The organism is Allobosea sp. UNC402CLCol, assembly GCF_000745475.1.
In the GTDB taxonomy this organism is placed as follows: domain Bacteria; phylum Pseudomonadota; class Alphaproteobacteria; order Rhizobiales; family Beijerinckiaceae; genus Allobosea; species Allobosea spartocytisi.
Window position 1 is genome coordinate 146,386 of record NZ_JQJJ01000013.1, and the last position, 16,845, is coordinate 163,230.

At 67.2% G+C, this 16,845-nt stretch carries 16 protein-coding genes; 6 read left to right on the top strand and 10 right to left on the bottom strand.

Features of this window, described 5'->3' with window-relative positions:
- The first annotated feature begins 252 nt into the window (after positions 1 to 252).
- Positions 253 to 945, top strand: coding sequence for a GntR family transcriptional regulator (locus tag GY40_RS16945; RefSeq protein WP_197062767.1), 693 nt, complete (start codon positions 253 to 255; stop codon positions 943 to 945).
- A 97-nt stretch (positions 946 to 1,042) separates the two neighbouring features.
- Here GY40_RS16945 and GY40_RS16950 read toward each other — a convergent pair whose 3' ends face one another.
- Positions 1,043 to 1,813 (bottom strand): SDR family NAD(P)-dependent oxidoreductase, encoded by a 771-nt coding sequence (locus tag GY40_RS16950; RefSeq protein WP_038364650.1) that lies wholly within the window; start codon positions 1,811 to 1,813, stop codon positions 1,043 to 1,045.
- 129 nt (positions 1,814 to 1,942) lie between these two features.
- On the opposite strand from GY40_RS16950, the gene GY40_RS16955 reads away from it, so the two are divergent.
- On the top strand, positions 1,943 to 2,278 hold the full coding sequence (locus tag GY40_RS16955; RefSeq protein ID WP_038365164.1) for a GIY-YIG nuclease family protein: 336 nt from the start codon (positions 1,943 to 1,945) through the stop codon (positions 2,276 to 2,278).
- A 193-nt stretch (positions 2,279 to 2,471) separates the two neighbouring features.
- On the opposite strand, the gene GY40_RS16960 is transcribed toward GY40_RS16955, so the two are convergent.
- The 6 genes from GY40_RS16960 to GY40_RS16985 form a co-directional block, all read right to left on the bottom strand.
- A complete protein-coding gene (locus GY40_RS16960) occupies positions 2,472 to 3,410 on the bottom strand; it encodes an ABC transporter substrate-binding protein (RefSeq protein WP_038364652.1) in 939 nt (312 codons plus the stop codon).
- A 96-nt stretch (positions 3,411 to 3,506) separates the two neighbouring features.
- Complete coding sequence (locus GY40_RS16965) at positions 3,507 to 4,454, bottom strand: ABC transporter permease (RefSeq protein WP_248311212.1); 948 nt, start codon at positions 4,452 to 4,454, stop codon at positions 3,507 to 3,509.
- A gap of 77 nt (positions 4,455 to 4,531) precedes the next feature.
- Positions 4,532 to 6,100: a sugar ABC transporter ATP-binding protein gene (locus GY40_RS16970; protein WP_051988208.1), complete on the bottom strand. Its 1,569-nt coding sequence runs from the start codon at positions 6,098 to 6,100 to the stop codon at positions 4,532 to 4,534.
- Positions 6,085 to 7,257 carry a Gfo/Idh/MocA family protein gene (locus GY40_RS16975; RefSeq protein WP_038364654.1) on the bottom strand — a complete coding sequence of 391 codons (1,173 nt, stop codon included), beginning with the start codon at positions 7,255 to 7,257 and terminating at the stop codon, positions 6,085 to 6,087. The genes GY40_RS16970 and GY40_RS16975 overlap by 16 nt, the downstream gene beginning before the upstream one ends.
- Positions 7,258 to 7,267: 10 nt before the next feature.
- Entirely contained in the window at positions 7,268 to 8,323 is a 1,056-nt protein-coding gene (locus GY40_RS16980) for a sugar phosphate isomerase/epimerase family protein (protein WP_038364655.1), read from the bottom strand.
- A 115-nt stretch (positions 8,324 to 8,438) separates the two neighbouring features.
- Positions 8,439 to 9,461, bottom strand: coding sequence for a LacI family DNA-binding transcriptional regulator (locus GY40_RS16985; RefSeq protein WP_038364657.1), 1,023 nt, complete (start codon positions 9,459 to 9,461; stop codon positions 8,439 to 8,441).
- Between the two features lie 139 nt (positions 9,462 to 9,600).
- On the opposite strand from GY40_RS16985, the gene xylA reads away from it, so the two are divergent.
- Together xylA and xylB are read left to right on the top strand one after the other, a co-directional pair.
- Complete coding sequence (xylA, locus tag GY40_RS16990) at positions 9,601 to 10,908, top strand: xylose isomerase (RefSeq protein WP_038364659.1); 1,308 nt, start codon at positions 9,601 to 9,603, stop codon at positions 10,906 to 10,908.
- A gap of 9 nt (positions 10,909 to 10,917) precedes the next feature.
- Positions 10,918 to 12,369, top strand: a complete 1,452-nt coding sequence (gene xylB, locus GY40_RS16995; protein ID WP_038364661.1) for a xylulokinase — start codon at positions 10,918 to 10,920, stop codon at positions 12,367 to 12,369.
- 159 nt (positions 12,370 to 12,528) lie between these two features.
- On the opposite strand, the gene lepA is transcribed toward xylB, so the two are convergent.
- Entirely contained in the window at positions 12,529 to 14,334 is a 1,806-nt protein-coding gene (gene lepA, locus GY40_RS17000; protein ID WP_038364663.1) for a translation elongation factor 4, read from the bottom strand.
- Between the two features lie 269 nt (positions 14,335 to 14,603).
- Between lepA and GY40_RS17005 the strand changes: the two genes are divergently transcribed.
- Positions 14,604 to 15,203 carry a helix-turn-helix domain-containing protein gene (locus tag GY40_RS17005; RefSeq protein WP_038364665.1) on the top strand — a complete coding sequence of 200 codons (600 nt, stop codon included), beginning with the start codon at positions 14,604 to 14,606 and terminating at the stop codon, positions 15,201 to 15,203.
- Positions 15,200 to 15,742 carry a GNAT family N-acetyltransferase gene (locus tag GY40_RS17010; protein WP_051988209.1) on the top strand — a complete coding sequence of 181 codons (543 nt, stop codon included), beginning with the start codon at positions 15,200 to 15,202 and terminating at the stop codon, positions 15,740 to 15,742. The genes GY40_RS17005 and GY40_RS17010 overlap by 4 nt, the downstream gene beginning before the upstream one ends.
- A gap of 127 nt (positions 15,743 to 15,869) precedes the next feature.
- Here GY40_RS17010 and GY40_RS17015 read toward each other — a convergent pair whose 3' ends face one another.
- Positions 15,870 to 16,121 carry a DUF3297 family protein gene (locus tag GY40_RS17015; protein WP_038364668.1) on the bottom strand — a complete coding sequence of 84 codons (252 nt, stop codon included), beginning with the start codon at positions 16,119 to 16,121 and terminating at the stop codon, positions 15,870 to 15,872.
- A gap of 68 nt (positions 16,122 to 16,189) precedes the next feature.
- Positions 16,190 to 16,810 carry an ankyrin repeat domain-containing protein gene (locus GY40_RS17020; protein ID WP_038364670.1) on the bottom strand — a complete coding sequence of 207 codons (621 nt, stop codon included), beginning with the start codon at positions 16,808 to 16,810 and terminating at the stop codon, positions 16,190 to 16,192.
- Between the last annotated feature and the right edge of the window lie 35 nt (positions 16,811 to 16,845).

Here is a 16,845-nt window from a genome sequence, read left to right on the forward strand (position 1 = left end):
CGATGTGCAATAGCCATGCCGTGCCCGGCCGACGACAGCCGCGCGAATGCGGCGCCCGACAGGCCAAAACAGCATGAATCACAGTCGGCAGGTGCACGGCTTAACGTTCCCCGGCGCAGGTCGCGCGCCACCAATAGGACGCACCCCTCGCTTCTGATGCATCACGTATACGTGGCGGATTTTTTGATGTCCACAGTCAACTCGGCATGGCATCATATCGAAAAGGAATGCACTTTTCGGGATGATACGCTCATGGCGATGATCGAGCTTCAGGACGAGCCCGCCGAGGAGCGCGGCCGGCCGACGCGCGAGCGGGTCTATCTCTACGTCCGCGAGCAGATCCTGCGCGGCCGCTTCGTGGGGGGCTCCTTCGTCGAGGAAGAGCAGATCTCTTCCGCGCTGGGCGTCTCGCGCACGCCGGTGCGCGAAGCCTTCCACCGGCTCGAGGCCGAACGCTTCATCGATCTGCTGCCGCGCCGCGGCGCGCTGGTGCGGCAGGTGACGGCGCAGGAGCTCATCGATCTCTACGAAGCCCGGCGGATGATCGAGAGCCACGCCATCAGCCGGATCTGCCGTGAGGAGATCCCGCTGCCCGCCGAAATGGGCACCATCCTCGCGCAGCTCGACGAGCGGCCGGAGGGCGACTATTTCGGCCGGATCGAGCTCAACCGGAACTTCCATTTCGCCATGGTCGCCGCTGTCGGCAATGTCGTGCTGTCCGAGCTCTACCAGTCGCTCGGGGCGCGCCAGCAGCGCGTCGCGATGACGGCGATCAGCACGGATCCGAGCCGGATCGCGCGCATCCGCAAGGAACATCACGCGCTCATCGAGGCGCTGAGCGAGTATGACGAGGCGAAGGCGCTCGGCATCCTCGAGCAGCATCTGCGGCCCATCATGGGCGTGTTGTCCCAGCTTCCGAACCGGACCGCGCCGGAATCGCCCTGACCGGCGCGGAGCGCCGATGCTCAAGAGGTCGCCCGGCCACCCGACAGGTCGAAGACGCCTTCCGGCGCTGTGGCGTGATCAAGTACTAGGACAGCCATCAGAGCGACGAGACGAGGTGGCCGCCATCGACCTCCACGGTCGAGCCGGTGATGTAGCTGCCGGCTTGCGAGGCGAGCAGGAGCAGCGCCCCGTCGAGCTCCTCGGGCCGGCCCAATCGCCGCTGCGGGATGCGGCGGATCAGGTTCTGGCCGGGCTCGCTGGCGAAGAAATCGCGATTGATGTCGGTCTCGATATAGCCGGGGCAGAGCGCATTGACCCGGATGCCGTCACGGGCCCATTCCAGCGCCAGCGCCCTGGTGAGCTGGATCACGCCCGCCTTGGAGGCGGCATAGGCGCTGACGCCACCGGCGACGCGATGGCCGAGGATCGAGGCGATGTTCACGATCGCCCCGCCCCGGCCGGAGGCGCGCATGCCGCGCGCGACCGCCTGCGCCACCACGAAGACGCCCTTGAGATTGGTGTCGAGGACGCGGTCCCATTCCTCCTCGCCCAGTTCGGCGGCCGGCGCGGCGCCGCTGATTCCGGCATTGTTGATCAGGATGTCGAAGGAATGGCCTTCCAGCGCTGTCCGGACGGAGCGCGCATCGGCAACGTCGAGCGCGAGGCCCTGCGCCTCCCCGCCGGCATCAGCGATCTCCGCGCAGGCACAGTCGAGGGCAGCCTTGCGCCGAGCCGCCAGCGTCACGGCGACACCATAGCGCGCGAGCAGCCGCGCAAAATGAAGGCCGAGACCGCCGGAAGCTCCGGTCACGAGCGCGGTCTTGCCGGACAGGTCGCCGAAGAGAAGGACAGGTTCGCTCTCGCTCATCGGTCAACCTTCGGACGAGCAGAGCCGAGGATCAAGCGGCGGCGTTGCCGATAATATACCCGGATAAATTTCTTGCCCTATTAACATCCGGGTTATATTATGCATCCCGATCCCTCGACGAGGCCGGCCATGCGCAGTGAAGAGAAGAAGGCGGCCGTTGCCGCCTACAAGGAACGCAAGACGGCGGCGGGCATCTATCTGCTGCGCTGCGAGCCGAGCGGCCAGCGCTGGGTCGGCCGCGCGACCGATCTCGGCAGCATCGAGAACCGGCTGCGCTTCACCTTGCGCCACCGCAGCCATACCCATCGCGGGCTGCAGGCCGCCTGGGACGCGCATGGGCCGGAGGCCTTCCGGCTGGAGGAGCTGGAGCGGCTCGACGAGGAGAGTCTCGCCTATGTGCGCGACCGCCTTCTCAAGGAACGGTTCGGCCATTGGCTGGCGAAGCTCGGTGCCGAGGCGATCTGACATCCAGCCTGGATCGGTGGCGTTCCGGTATGGATCCCGGATCAATCCCGGGATGACAGTTCGGTTCCCGTGTGAAATCGATGCAATCTCAAAAGCAAAAGGGCTCCGGAGCGCCTCTGCTCTGGAGCCCTCATGCCGCATCGCAGCTTGCCCGGGAGGACCCCTCCCGGTCATCCGCCGCTCCGATCTGCGCTCAGAACGGCGAATCGGGGAAATAGAACTCGCTCGCATTCTCCTTGGTGACGAGCGTCGCGTCCAGAATGTAGCGGCCGCGCACCGGCACCTTGTCGTAGAAATTCGCGACGGTGAGCTCGAGTGCCGTCGCGATCATCGCCGGCGGGTAGAGCACGTTGACGGGGATCATCTTGTCGCCGTCGGCGACGCGCTTGATCATCTCCTTCATGCCGGCGCCGCCGATGACCATCTTGACGTCGGTGCGCTTGGCCTGGGAGATCGCCTCGAGCACGCCGACCGCCATGTCGTCGTCCTGGCACCAGACGGCGTCGATCTTCGGATATTTGGTCAGATAGTCCTGCATCACCTTGAAGGCGTCGTCGCGCGACCAGTTGCCGAACTGCTTCTCCAGCACCTTGATGCCGCTGCCGGCGATGGCCGCGTCGAAGCCCTTCTGGCGCTCCTCGTCGATGACGATCGGCAGGCCGCGAATGACGACGATGTCGCCCTTGCCGAGCTTCTCCTTGAGATAGAGGCCGGCGACGCGGCCGAGCTCGGGATTGTTGCCGGCGACATAGAGGTCCTGGATCGTCGGATCCGTCAGCGCCCGGTCGACCACCGTGACGAAGACACCCTTCTTCTTCACCGCCCGGATCGGGTCGGTGAGCTCGTCGGAATTGTGCGGCAGGGTGACGAGCGCGTCGATCTTCTGCGTCGTCAGGTCTTCCAGCGCATTGGCCTGGGAGGCGCCGTTCGGCGAGGTTTTCACGATGATCTTGAGGCCGGGATGATTGGCCTGGAGGATCTTGGCGGCGCGCTCGGCGTGATAGACCACGCCGCCGGTCCAGCCATGGTCGGCGGCCGGAATCGACACCGCGATGGTGACGTTCTTCTGCTGTGCCTGGGCAAGCGTCGCCGTGAGGGCGGCGGCCGCGAGGCCCATCATGATCCTGCGCATTGTCTCACTCCCTTGCTTCTTGTGGTTATCGGGTTCGGGCCTTTGGATCGGAACCGGCGGGAGCCCTGTGCCGCCGGCCGTGTCGGAATGCGGGCGTCAGCTCCTCCGCATCAGCGATTTCTGGACGAGCATGGCGATGACGATGATCACGCCCTGGACGGCGCCGATCAGGTATTCGCTGACCAGGCTCGACAGCACCATGATGTTGCCGACGACCTCGAGCATGAAAGCGCCGCAGATCGTGCCCCAGATCCGGCCGACGCCACCGCGCAGCGCCGTGCCGCCGATGACGACAGCCGTGATCGCCTGCAATTCCCAGAGCAGGCCGGTCGTCGCGGTCGCCGCGCCCAGCCGGGGCACATAGACGATCACCGCGATGGCGACGCAGACGCCCTGGATGACATAGGTCAGCGCCCGCACCCGCCCGACATGGACGCCGGAATAGCGCGCGACATCCTCGTTCGAGCCGACCGCGATGACATGGCGGCCGAAGGCCGTGCGGTAGAGGATGAAGGCGCCGACGAGCCCGACCACCGCCATGATCAGGACCGGCACCGGCAGGCCGAAGACGGTACCGGTATAGATCGGCCGCAGCAGCCCGCGGACGTCCGGGGATTTGACCGCGATCGAGCCGCCATCGGCGAGCCAGGTCGTGACCGAGCGGAAGATCGCCATGGTACCGAGCGTGACGATGAAGGGTTCTATCCGCCCGAGCACCGTCACCGCGCCGTTGGCGAGGCCCGCCAGGCCGCCGACGAGGATCGCGACGCCCATCGCCGCGCCGATCAGCAGCGTGCCACCATCGAGCCCGCCGCCGTTCAGGAACAGGATCATGATGCCGGCGACCAGCGCCGCCGACGAGCCGACGGAGAGATCGAGCCCGCCGGCCGAGATCACGAAGGTCGCGCCCACCGCGATGATCGCGATGAAGGAGGAGCGCGTCAGCACGTTCATCAGGTTGTTTGTCGTGAGGAAATTCGGGTTGAGCAGCGCGCCGAGCAGGAACAGCGCCGCGAGCGCGATGAAGGGCGCGACCGCCGCCATGTCGATCTCGCCGAAGAAGCGGGCCAGGCCGCTGCGGCCGCCATCCTTGTCGAGGTCGAGTGGCCGGGCTTCGTCGGTCATGGCTGGGCTGCCCTCATGGATGCGTCACCCGCCATGGCGCTGACGCCGGTGGCATGGACGACGATTTCGTCCTCGGTCATCGCCTCGCCCGCGACCTCGCCGACGAGGCGGCCGGCGCGCATCACCAGGATGCGATGGCAGATGCCGATCAGTTCCTGCATCTCCGAGGAGATGACGATGACCGCCTTCCCCTCCGCCGCCAGCTTCGCGATGAAGCGATAGATCTGCTGCTTGGTGCCGATGTCGATGCCGCGCGTCGGCTCGTCGATGATGACGATCTCGGGCGCGAGCAGCATCATCTTGGCGAGCAGCAGCTTCTGCTGGTTGCCGCCCGAAAGCTGGCCGGCGAGCATCTCCTTGCGCCTCGCCCGGATATCGAAGGCACCGATGGCGGCGTCGAGCTCGCGCTCTTCGGCCTGCCGGTCGATGAAGCCATGGCGCAGGAAGCGGCGCAGCGCCGCGAGCGTCAGGTTGACCCGCAGGTTCTGGCCGAGCAGCAGGCCCTTTCCCTTCCGGTCCTCGCTCAGATAGACGATTCCGGCCTGCATGCTCTCGCGCACCGATCCCAGGCGGATCGGCCTGCCTTCAACCGAGACCGCGCCGTGAGCGGGACGCAAGCCGGTGACGCCCTCGATCAGCTCGGTGCGGCCGGCGCCGATCAACCCGGCGAAGCCGAGGATCTCGCCCTTGCGCAAGGTGAAGGAGATATCGGCCGCGAAGCCCGGCACGGAGAGATCGCGAACCTCCAGGGCGATAGCGCCGGGCGGCGCCTCGCTGCGCTGGGGATAGAGCTGCGCCATGTCGCGCCCGACCATCAACCGGGCCATCTCGACGGGCGAGAGGGTGTCCGCGTCGCGCGTCGCGATCAGCCGGCCATCGCGCAGCACGGTGATGCGGTCGGCGATGGCGGCGACCTCGGGCAGGCGATGGGAGATGTAGAGGATGGCGACGCCGCGCGCCTTCAGAGCGCGGATGACCTTGAGCAGCGCCTCGGTCTCGATGGGGGTCAGCGACGCCGTCGGCTCGTCGAAGATGACGACGCGGTGCGGCACAGCCAAGGCGCGGGCGATCTGAACGAGCTGGCGCCGGGCGATGGAGAGGCGGGACACCAGCGCCCTCGGGTCGATGTCGACGCCGAGCTGGCGCAGCGCCGCGGCGGCCTGCGCATTCATGGCGCGGTCGTCGACCATCAGGCCGCGCTTCAATTCGCGGCCGAGAAAGATGTTCTGCGCCACGGTGAGATGCGGCGCGAGCAGGATTTCCTGATGCACCAGCACGATGCCGCGGCTCTCGGCATCGACGGGGCCGGCGAAATGCACGGCCTCGCCGTCGATCTCAATCGCCCCGCGCGTCGGCGCGAGATGGCCGGAAATCAGCTTCATCAGCGTCGATTTGCCGGCTCCGTTTTCGCCGATGACGGCATGGACCTCGCCGGCCGCCAGCGCGAGCCCGACATCGGTCAGCACCTCGACCGGGCCGAAGGCCTTGGCGACGCCCCGCGCCGCCAGCACGGGCGGGCTGGCGCCCGGCGGTGCGCCACCGTGATGGATCAGAGGCTCGTCCATCGCCCGCCCGCCCTGGAGGAGGCGACCGCCGCCTCGATGAAGGCCATGCCGGCAAGCCCGTCCTCGACCGTCGGATAGGTCACGGCCGGATCGGGCTTGGCGCCGCCACGCGCGGCGATGATCGCGTTGGCCGCTTCGCTGTAGATCGTCGCGAAGCCTTCGAGATAACCCTCGGGGTGGCCGCTCGGGATACGCGTCACCCGCGCGGCTTCGGAGAGGGCGCCGGCGCCGCCGCGCGTCAGCAGGCGCTTGGGCTCGCCGAAGGGCGTGAACCAGAGCTGGTTCGGGTTCTCCTGCGCCCATTCGAGGCCGCCCTTGCTGCCATAGACGCGCAGCTTCAGCCCGTTCTCGTTGCCGGGCGCGACCTGGCTCGCCCAGAGCGCGCCCTTGGCGCCGCCCTCGAAGCGCAAGAGGATCTGGACATCGTCATCGAGCGCGCGCCCCTCGACGAAGCTCGTCAGCTCCGCGCAGAGCTCCTTGAGCTTCAGGCCGGTGACGAAGCTCGCGAGATTATAGGCGTGGGTGCCGATATCGCCGAGCGCGCCACCAGCGCCGGCCTGTTTCGGATCGGTGCGCCAGGCGGCCTGCTTCTGGCCGGTCGCCTCGGTCTTCTCGGTCAGCCAGTCCTGGGCGTATTCGACCTGGACCAGACGGAGCGTGCCGAGCGCGCCACTCGCGACCAGCGCGCGCGCCTGCCGCACCAGCGGATAGCCGGTGTAGTTATGCGTGACAATGAAGAGCCTGCCGCTCTCGCGCACAAGGGCGGCGAGATCGCGCGCCTCCGCCAGCGTCGTCGTCAGCGGCTTGTCGCAGATGACATGGATGCCGGCCTTCAGGAAGGCACGCGCAACCGGCGCGTGCATGTGATTGGGCGTGACGATCGAGACGGCCTCGATGCCGTCCGGCCGCGCCGCCTCGGCCGTGGCCATCTCCTCATAGGAACCATAGGCGCGCTCTTCCGCGAGGCCGAGCTCGCGCGCCGAGGCCTTCGCCAGCTCCGGCTCCGAGGAGAGCGCCCCGGCAACCAGCTCATAGCGGTCGTCGAGCCTTGCGGCGATGCGATGCACCCCGCCGATGAAAGCGCCCTGCCCGCCGCCGACCATGCCGAGGCGGATGCGGTGGCCGTGGCCCGTCTGCCTGCCTGCTTCGATGACCATGCGCGCCTCCTCAGCCGATGCCCAGCAGGCGGCGATTAGCGGCCTCGTCGGTGCCGGCACCGGCGAAATCGTCGAAGGCGCGCTCGGTGACGCGGATGATGTGGCTGCGGATGAACTCCGAACCCTCGCGCGCGCCGTCCTCCGGGTGCTTCAGCGCGCATTCCCATTCGAGCACGGCCCAGCCGGCGAAGTCGTTCGCCGCCATCTTCGAGAAGATCGACCCGAAATCGACCTGCCCGTCGCCGAGCGAGCGGAAGCGCCCCGCCCGGTCGACCCAGTTGGCATAGCCGGAATAGACGCCCTGGCGGCCGGTCGGGTTGAACTCGGCATCCTTCACGTGGAAGGCCTTGATGCGCTCGCGGTAGATATCGATGAAGGCGAGATAGTCGAGCTGCTGCAGCACGAAATGGCTGGGGTCGTAGAGGATGTTGGCGCGGGGATGCTGCCCGACATGGTCGAGGAACATCTCGAAGGTCGTGCCGTCGAACAGGTCCTCGCCCGGATGCAGTTCGAAGCAGGCATCGACGCCGTTCTCGTCGAAGACATCGAGGATCGGCCGCCAGCGCTTGCCGAGTTCGGCGAAGGCCGTCTCGATCAGCCCGGCCGGGCGCTGCGGGAAAGGGTAGAGGAAGGGCCAGGCGAGCGCGCCGGAGAAGGTCGCATGGGCGTCGAGGCCGAGATGGCGCGAGGCGCGGGCGGCGCGCTTCAACTGGTCGACCGCCCAGGCCTGCCGCACCTTGGGATTGCCGCGCACCTCCGGGGCCGCAAAACCGTCGAGCATTTCGTCATAGACCGGATGGGCGGCGACGAGCTGGCCCTGCAGATGGGTCGAAAGCTCGGTGATGGCCAAGCCGTGGGAGCGGGCGATGCCGGCGATCTCGTCGCAATAATCCTTGGAGTCCGAAGCCTTCTTCAGATCGAAGAGGCGCCCGTCCCAGCTCGGGATCTGCACGCCCTCATAGCCGAGCGATCCGGCCCAGGCGCAGATCGCCTCGAACGAGTCGAACGGAGCGGCGTCGCCCGCGAACTGGGCGAGAAAAATCGCCGGTCCCTTGATCGTTTTCATCCCTCGTCTCCTCCCGTCGGCCTTTCGGAAACTGCCGTTCCGCTCAGCCGTCCATCGTCTGCCCGCCTCTCGGTCTTATCGCCGGCTTTGCGGTGCGTACCTCAGATTGCCATGCTCAAGGCAAGTTGTCTCGCAAAAACACGTCAATGCGGATTCGCTCCTGCCCCGGCACGATCGGCGCGCCTTCGCGGGCCGATTGCAGCACGCGCGCGACGCTGCGGGCCATGTGGCCGGCATCCTGATTGATGATGGCGTCGATGGTGCCGCGCACCAGATGGCGCCGTGCGAGCGGCGTCAATTCATGGGCGATGAAGACGACCTCCCGCGCCCGGCCCGAGGCTTCGAGCGCGGCGACGACGCCGGACTGGCCGCCGCCGGCGCTGTAGATCGCGACGAGATCGGGATGGTCGGCCAGTAGGGCGCGGGCGGCGCTTTCGACGCGACTATTGTCGTCTCGCCCTTCGCGCAGCGGCAGCACCTGCAGATTCGGATATTCGCGGGCGATGACCTGCTCGAAGCCATATTGCCGCTCGATATGGTCGCGGAGCGCCAGCGAGCCGGCGATCAGCCCGACCTTGCCCGACCCATGCACGAAACGGCCGATCAGATTGGCGGCGGTGCGCCCGGCCGCGACATTGTCGATGCCGACGAAATGGCTGCGCCGGCTCGACGGCAGATCGGAAACCAGCGTCAGCACCGTGACACCGGCCGCGACCAGATTGTTGATCGCCTCGACGACGGCGGGATGATCGAGCGCCACCACGGCAAGACCGTCGATCGTCGCGGGCAATTCCTCGATGGCGGCGGCCAGCAGGGGGCCGTCGAAGACGTCGACCTGCTGCACGGAGAGCTTGATCCGCTCATGCCGCAGCCGCGCGCCAGTCTCGCGCAACTCGCCCTCCAACATCTTCATGAAGTCGTTTTCGCCGGTGGGCAGGATGATCCGGAAATCGTAGTCGCGGCCGCGCGCCAGCCGCGAGGCGTGGCGATCCGGATGAAAATCGAGCGCCTTCACCGCCGCCTGGACGCGCTCGACGGTGCGGGCATGGACGCCGGAGCGGCCGTTCATCACGCGGTCGACCGTGGCGAGGCTGACCCCTGCCTCGCTCGCGACATCCTGCAGCGTGGTCCGCGCCATGCGCCACCCTCCCCTTCCCAAAGCGATAAAGACGGGATTAGATGTGCGCAACTCAAAATGATGGGTCACACCTGAAATATCGAGGCATTTCTCCAGGCCTCGCAGGTGAAGGCCCGAGCTTCCAAGCCGAGGGAACGCCATGAGCTATTTCGCCGATCTGCCCGCGATCCGTTTCGAGGGACCGGAGAGCCGCAACCCACTGGCCTATCGCTACTACGAGCCCGATCGCCTCGTGCTGGGTCAGCCGATGGCGGAGATCCTGCGCCCTTGCGTGGCCTACTGGCACAGCTTCTGCTGGCCCGGCAGCGACGTCTTCGGCAGCGGCACCTTCGAACGGCCTTGGCTCGGCGGGCCCGATGCCCTCGCCATGGCGGAGGCGAAGGCCGATGCCGCCTTCGACTTCTTCGCCAAGCTTGGCGCACCCTATTTCGCCTTCCACGATGTCGACGCCGTGCCGCTGGGGCGCAGCATCCGCGAAGGCTGGTCCAATCTCGATGCCATCGCCGACCGCTTTGCCGGGCATATGGAGCGGACGGGGGTGAAACTGCTCTGGGGCACGGCCAATCTGTTCTCGCATCCGCGCTATGCCGCGGGCGCCGCGACCAATCCCGACCCGCATATCTTCGCACATGCCGCCGCGCAGGTGCGCGCCGTGCTCGATGTGACGAAGCGGCTCGGCGGCACGAACTACGTGCTCTGGGGCGGACGCGAGGGTTATGAGACGCTGCTCAACACCGATCTGAAGCGCGAACTCGACCAGCTCGGCCGCTTCCTCGCGCTGGTCGTCGAGCACAAGCACAGGATCGGCTTCACCGGCACGATCCTGATCGAGCCCAAGCCCTGCGAGCCGACCAAGCACCAATATGATTTCGACGCCGCGACGGTGCACGGCTTCCTCTCGCGCTACGATCTCGTCGGCGAGGTGAAGCTCAACATCGAGGCCAACCACGCGACGCTCGCCGGCCACAGCTTCGAGCATGAGATCGCCTATGCGCTGGCGCATGACCTGCTCGGCAGTCTCGACATCAATCGCGGCGACCCGCAGAACGGCTGGGACACCGACCAGTTCCCGAACGATCTCAACGAGATGACGCTGGTGCTCTACCGCATCCTGCAGGCGGGGGGCTTGAAGACCGGCGGCTTCAATTTCGACGCCAAGGTGCGGCGCCAGTCGATCGATGCCATCGACCTGCTGCATGCCCATGTCGGCGGGTTCGATCTGCTGGCGCGAGCGCTGCTCAACGCCGAGAAGCTGATCGCGGATAGCAGCCTCGCCGATTTCGTCTCGCGCCGCTATGCCGGCTGGGACGGCGGCTTCGGACAGGACATCCTCGCCGGGCGGCTCTCGCTCGCGGAGATCGCCGAGAAGGCGGCTGCCGGACCGGAGCCGCATCCCGTGTCGGGGCGGCAGGAGATGCTGGAGAACCTCGTGCAGCGCTTCATCTGAGGCGCGGCGATGTTCCTGGGCATCGATCTCGGCACCTCCTCGCTCAAGGCCGTCCTGGTCGACACGGACGAGCGCGTCGTCGCGGAGGCGAGCGAGCCGCTCACTGTCTCGCGGCCGCAGCCGCTCTGGTCCGAACAGAGCCCCGAGGATTGGTGGCAGGCGCTAGACCGAGTGCTCAGGCGGCTCAAGGCTGAACGGCCGGCGGAGATGGCGGGAGCGCGCGGTCTCGGCCTCAGCGGCCAGATGCATGGCGCGGTGCTGCTCGATGCGCAGGACCGGGTCCTGCGCCCGGCCATTCTCTGGAATGACGGGCGCAGCGGCGCCGAGTGCCGGTTGCTGGAGGAGCGCGAACCGCGCTCACGCGCGATCACCGGCAACCTCGCCATGCCCGGCTTCACCGCGCCGAAGCTGGTCTGGGTGCAGCGGCACGAGCCCGAGATTTTCGCCGGCATCGCCAAGGTGCTGCTGCCGAAGGATTATCTGCGGCTGCGCCTGACCGGCGAGCCGATCTCCGACATGTCGGACAGCGCCGGCACGCTCTGGCTCGACGTGGCGGCACGGCGCTGGTCGCAAGCGATGCTCGACGCGACCGGGCTCTCCAAGACGGCGATGCCGCGCCTCGTCGAGGGCAGCGAGCCCGGCGGCGTACTGCGCGATACGCTCGCAACAGAATGGGGGCTGCCTAAGGGCGTCGTTGTCGCGGGCGGGGCGGGCGACAATGCGGCCGGCGCTGTCGGCATCGGCGCGATCACGCCGGGGCAAGGCTTCCTCTCGCTCGGCACGTCCGGCGTGATCTTCACGACCAGCGCCGCCTACTCGGCCAATCCCACACAGGCGGTGCACAGCTTCTGCCATGCCCTGCCTGGCCTCTGGCACCAGATGGCGGTGATGCTGAGCGCCGCTTCGAGCCTGAGCTGGGTCAGCGGCGTGACCGGCACGACGGAAGCGGCGCTGCTGGATGAGATTGCCAACGAGACCGACCGGCCGGGCGAGGTCGTCTTCCTGCCCTATCTCTCCGGCGAGCGGACGCCGCACAACGACCCGCAGGCGACCGGGCTCTTCGCCGGGCTGACCCATGGCACGCGGCGCAGCGATCTCGGCCGGGCCGTGCTGGAGGGCGTCGGCTTCAGCTTCGCCGACGGGCTCGCCGCCCTCGAGGCAGTGGGGCCGCGCATCGAGACGCTGAGCGTGATCGGCGGCGGGGCGCGCTCGGCGCTCTGGGGCGAGATTCTGGCTGCGATCCTCGACCGGCCGCTGGAATACCGCGCCGGCGGCGAAAGAGGCGGTGCCTTCGGGGCGGCGCGATTGGCGCGGCTTGCCGTCACCGGCGAGGCGCCGGAGGCGCTATGCAAGCCGCCGGCGCTGGAGAGGGTGGTCACGCCGCGCGCCGAGTGGCGCGAGGCTTATCAGCGGCTTTATGCGCGCTATCGCGCGGCCTATCGCCGGGAAGGAAACGCCTGACTTCCGATTGGCCTCGGAACCGCCGCGTCATCCCGGGCTTGACCCGGGATCCATGCCAAAGCGCCGAACGGAAGCGCTCCGACATCGATCCCGGATCTCCGCTTCGCTGCGTCCGGGATGACGGTCGAGTTTTTGCTGGGAACGGCGAGCGCTACGCGCTCAATCGTCCATCTTGAGGGCGGCGATGAAGGCTTCCTGCGGGATTTCGACCTTGCCGAACTGCCGCATCTTCTTCTTGCCCTCCTTCTGCTTCTCCAGAAGCTTGCGCTTGCGGGTGGCGTCGCCGCCATAGCATTTGGCGGTGACGTCCTTGCGCAGCGCGCGGATGGTCTCGCGGGCAATGATCTTGCCGCCGATCGCCGCCTGCACCGGAATCTGGAACATATGCGGCGGGATCAGCTCCTTGAGCTTCTCGCACATGGCGCGGCCGCGCGCATCGGCGCGCGAGCGATGGACCAGCATCGAGAGCGCATCGACAGGCTCGGCATTGACCAGGATCGACATGCGCACGAGGTCGCCCTCGCGATAGTCGGTGATGGCGTAGTCGAAGGAGGCATAGCCCTTCGAGATCGACTTCAAGCGGTCGTAGAAGTCGAAGACGACCTCGTTCAGCGGCAGGTCGTAGACCACCTTGGCGCGCGAGCCGACATAGGAGAGGTCGGTCTGGATGCCGCGGCGATCCTGACAGAGCTTCAGCACCGAGCCGAGATATTCGTCGGGCGTGAAGATCGTCGCCTTGATCCAGGGCTCCTCGATGAATTCGATCTTCATCACGTCCGGCATGTCGGCCGGGTTGTGGAGCTCGATCGACGTGCCGTCGCGCAGCTTCAGGCGATAGACGACCGATGGCGCCGTCGAGATCAGGTTGAGGTTGAACTCGCGTTCGAGCCGCTCCTGGATGATCTCCAGATGCAGCAGCCCGAGGAAGCCGCAGCGGAAGCCGAAGCCGAGCGCGGCGGAGGTTTCCATCTCGTAGGAGAACGAGGCGTCGTTCAGGCGCAACCGGCTCATGGCGGCGCGCAGCACCTCGAAATCGGCGGCATCGACCGGGAAGATGCCGCAGAACACTACCGGCTGCACCGGCTTGAAGCCCGGCAGCGGCTCGGCGATCGGCCGCTTGTCGTCGGTGATGGTGTCGCCGACGGCGGTGTCCGCGACTTCCTTGATCGAGGCGGTGAAGAAGCCAACCTCGCCAGGGCCGAGTTCCTTGACCTCCAGCATCTTCGGCTTGAACACGCCGACGCGGTCGACGCCGTAGGACGCCTTGGCCCGCATCATGCGGATGGTCATGTTCTTCTTGAGCACGCCGTCGATGACGCGCACGAGAACGACGACGCCGAGATAGGCGTCATACCACGAATCGACCAGCAGGCATTTCAGCGGCGCGTCGGGGTCGCCCTTCGGGGCGGGCAGCTTCTGGACAATGGCTTCCAGCACGCCCTCGATGTTGAGCCCGGTCTTGGCCGAGATCGGCACGGCTTCCGAAGCATCGAGCCCGATCACGTCCTCGATCTGCTGCTTGATCCGCTCCGGCTCGGCGGCGGGCAGGTCGATCTTGTTGAGGACGGTGACGATCTCGTGGTTGGCGTCGAGCGCCTGATAGACATTGGCGAGCGTCTGCGCCTCGACGCCCTGCGAGGCGTCGACCACCAGCAGCGAGCCCTCGCAGGCCGCCAGCGAGCGCGAGACCTCATAGGCGAAATCGACATGGCCGGGGGTATCCATCAGGTTCAGGATGTAGGTCTTGCCATCCTTCGCCTGATAGTCGAGCCGCACCGTCTGCGCCTTGATGGTGATGCCGCGCTCCTTCTCGATATCCATCGAGTCGAGGATCTGCTCGCTCATGTCGCGTGCGGCGACCGTGCCGGTCTGCTGGATCAGCCGGTCAGCCAGCGTCGACTTGCCGTGGTCGATATGGGCCACGATCGAGAAGTTGCGGATGTTGTCGATGGTACGGGTGCTCATGCGCGCGCCATAGCAGTGAAGCCGCGTTGCGCCAAGCGGTTGCGCGATTCAGGCGGCATCAAAGCCATGTGCTGGCGCGAGAACCACACCGGTCATCCCGGACAAGCCGCAAAGCGGCGCCGATCCGGGATCCATCCCTGAACCGTCATCGGAAACGCCCCGGCATGGACCCCGGGTCTCCCTTCGGTCGCCCGGGATGACGGCGGAGGTTTTGGAGGCTTACGAAAGCATCTTGCCAATTCCAATATATAAGAATTATTCTCACATTCATGGAATTCGAGAGCGACACCGATATCGACCGCCGGCTGGGTGAACGGCTCAAGGCCGCCCGGCAGCGCCACGGCCTGACGCTGGACGAGCTTGCCCAGCGCACCGGCGTCAGCCGCGCCATGATTTCGCGGATCGAGCGCGGCGAATCGAGTCCGACCGCGACGGTGCTGGTCCGGCTCGGCTCCGGGCTCGGGCTGTCGCTCTCCGCCCTGCTGGAGGAGGAGGCCGGCACCGGGCCGCTGTCGCGCCGCGCGTCGCAACCGGTCTGGCGCGATCCGGCAAGCGGCTATCTGCGCCGCAACGTCTCGCCGCGCGGAACCGGCTCCAGCTTCGAGATCGTCGAGGTGGAATTGCCGGGGGGTGCTGAGGTCCGGCTCGACAGCGCTGCCGGCGCGCCGACGCTGGACCAGCAGATCTGGGTGCTGCGCGGCCGGCTCGACCTGACGGTCGAAGGCACAAGTCACACTCTCGCCGAAGGCGATTGCCTGCAGATGCATCTGCGCGGCCCGATCACCTACCGCAATCCGGGCGCCGACCCCGTGCGCTACGCCGTCATCCTCACCGCGGGCAGCGGTACTTTTCCGGGACATGCCGCATGAACGCTCTCCCCACGACCACCGACATCGCCATCGACATCCTCGACGCTCCGGCTGCTGGGGCCGCCTTGCCGGCGCTGGCCGAGATTCTGCGCGACTGCGTCGCCAACGGCGCCTCGGTCGGCTTCATGGCGTGGAATACGGCCGCCGATTACGAGCGCTTCTGGCGCGATGTCGCGGCTGGCGTCGCGGGAGGACAGATCGTGCTGTTCGTCGCCCGCAATGCGGACGGCATCGTCGGGACGGCTCAGCTTCATCTGATCGGCAAGCCGAACCAGCCGCATCGCGCCGAGATCGCCAAGGTGCTGGTGCATTCCCGCGCGCGCCGGCAGGGGATCGGCGAGGCGCTGATGAGCCGGGCCGAGGCCATCGCCCGAGAAAGGGGACGCGACCTGCTGGTGCTCGACACGGATGAGAACGGTGCCGCGCGAAGGCTCTACAACCGGCTGGGCTGGACGGAGCTCGGCACCATCCCGCGCTTCGCGCTGATGCCGGACGGGGCCGAATGCGGCTCGACGTTTTTCTACAAGGATCTCGTCTGAGGACAGGCGTCATGCTCGGGCTCGACCCGAGCATCTCACGCCGGAAGAGGCTCCGGCGTCCTCTGGGAGAGTTTCTCGGGTCGCCGCTGCGCGCGCCCGAGAATGAAAGGCGGTCGCTCGGGCTGCCTCAGCCTTCCTTGGCCTCGCCGCGCACATAAGGCTCGACCGGGCCCTTGAGGGTGATCGTCATCGGCCGGCCGAAGCGATCCTTGGCGGCGCCGGCCGCGACCTTCACCCAGCCTTCCGAGACGCAATACTCCTCGACATTGGTCTTCTCGACGCCCTTGAAGCGAATGCCGATGTCGCGTGCCAGCACGTCGGCATCATAGAAGGGGCTGTCCGGATTGACGGAGAGACGGTCGGGAAGCTGGTCGGACATGGCGGAACCTGCAATGCGGAAACGGTTGCTTTCCGCGCTCGATAGCCGCTTCCGCCCTCAAAGCCAACTCAGCGCTTCGCCCGGCCGCCCGCCTGCTCGATCAATTCAGCCACGGCTGCCTGTCCCCTCGCGCGAGCATGGGCAAGCGGCGTCAGGCCGTCGCGATCGGCGAGGTTCGGATCGGCGCCTGCGGCGAGGACGAGCCTCGCCACCTCCTGATGGCGCGGGCCGCCATCGCCGAGGATCACGATTTCCAAAAGGCAGGTCCAGCCGAGATCGTTGACGTGATTGACGTCGATGCCGCTGGTTAGGAGCAGCTTCACCGTCTCGACATGGGCGCGCTCGCAGGCCGGGATCAGCGCATTGCCGCCATAGCGGTTGCGCAAGCGCAGATCGGGCTTCAGCGGCAACATCGCCGCGATGATGTCCGTGCGGCCGGAGGCACCGGCGAGCAGCCAGGGCGTGTCGCGGTTGGCGGCCTGCGTGTTGGGGCTCGCACCGGCGGCGAGCAGGGCCCTGGCCATTTCGACATGGTTGCCGGCGACAGCGAGGAGGAGCGCCGTGCGGCCTTGCGAGTCGCGCATTTCGAGATCGGCTCCCTTCGCGATCAGGGCCTTCACCTCGGCCGTTCTTCCGGATTCGGCAGCGGCGAGCAGATCGGAGGCGGCATGAGCGGCAGCGGTCGTCATCAGGCAAGCTCCAAGGGCTAAAGCCCGCAGCCAGC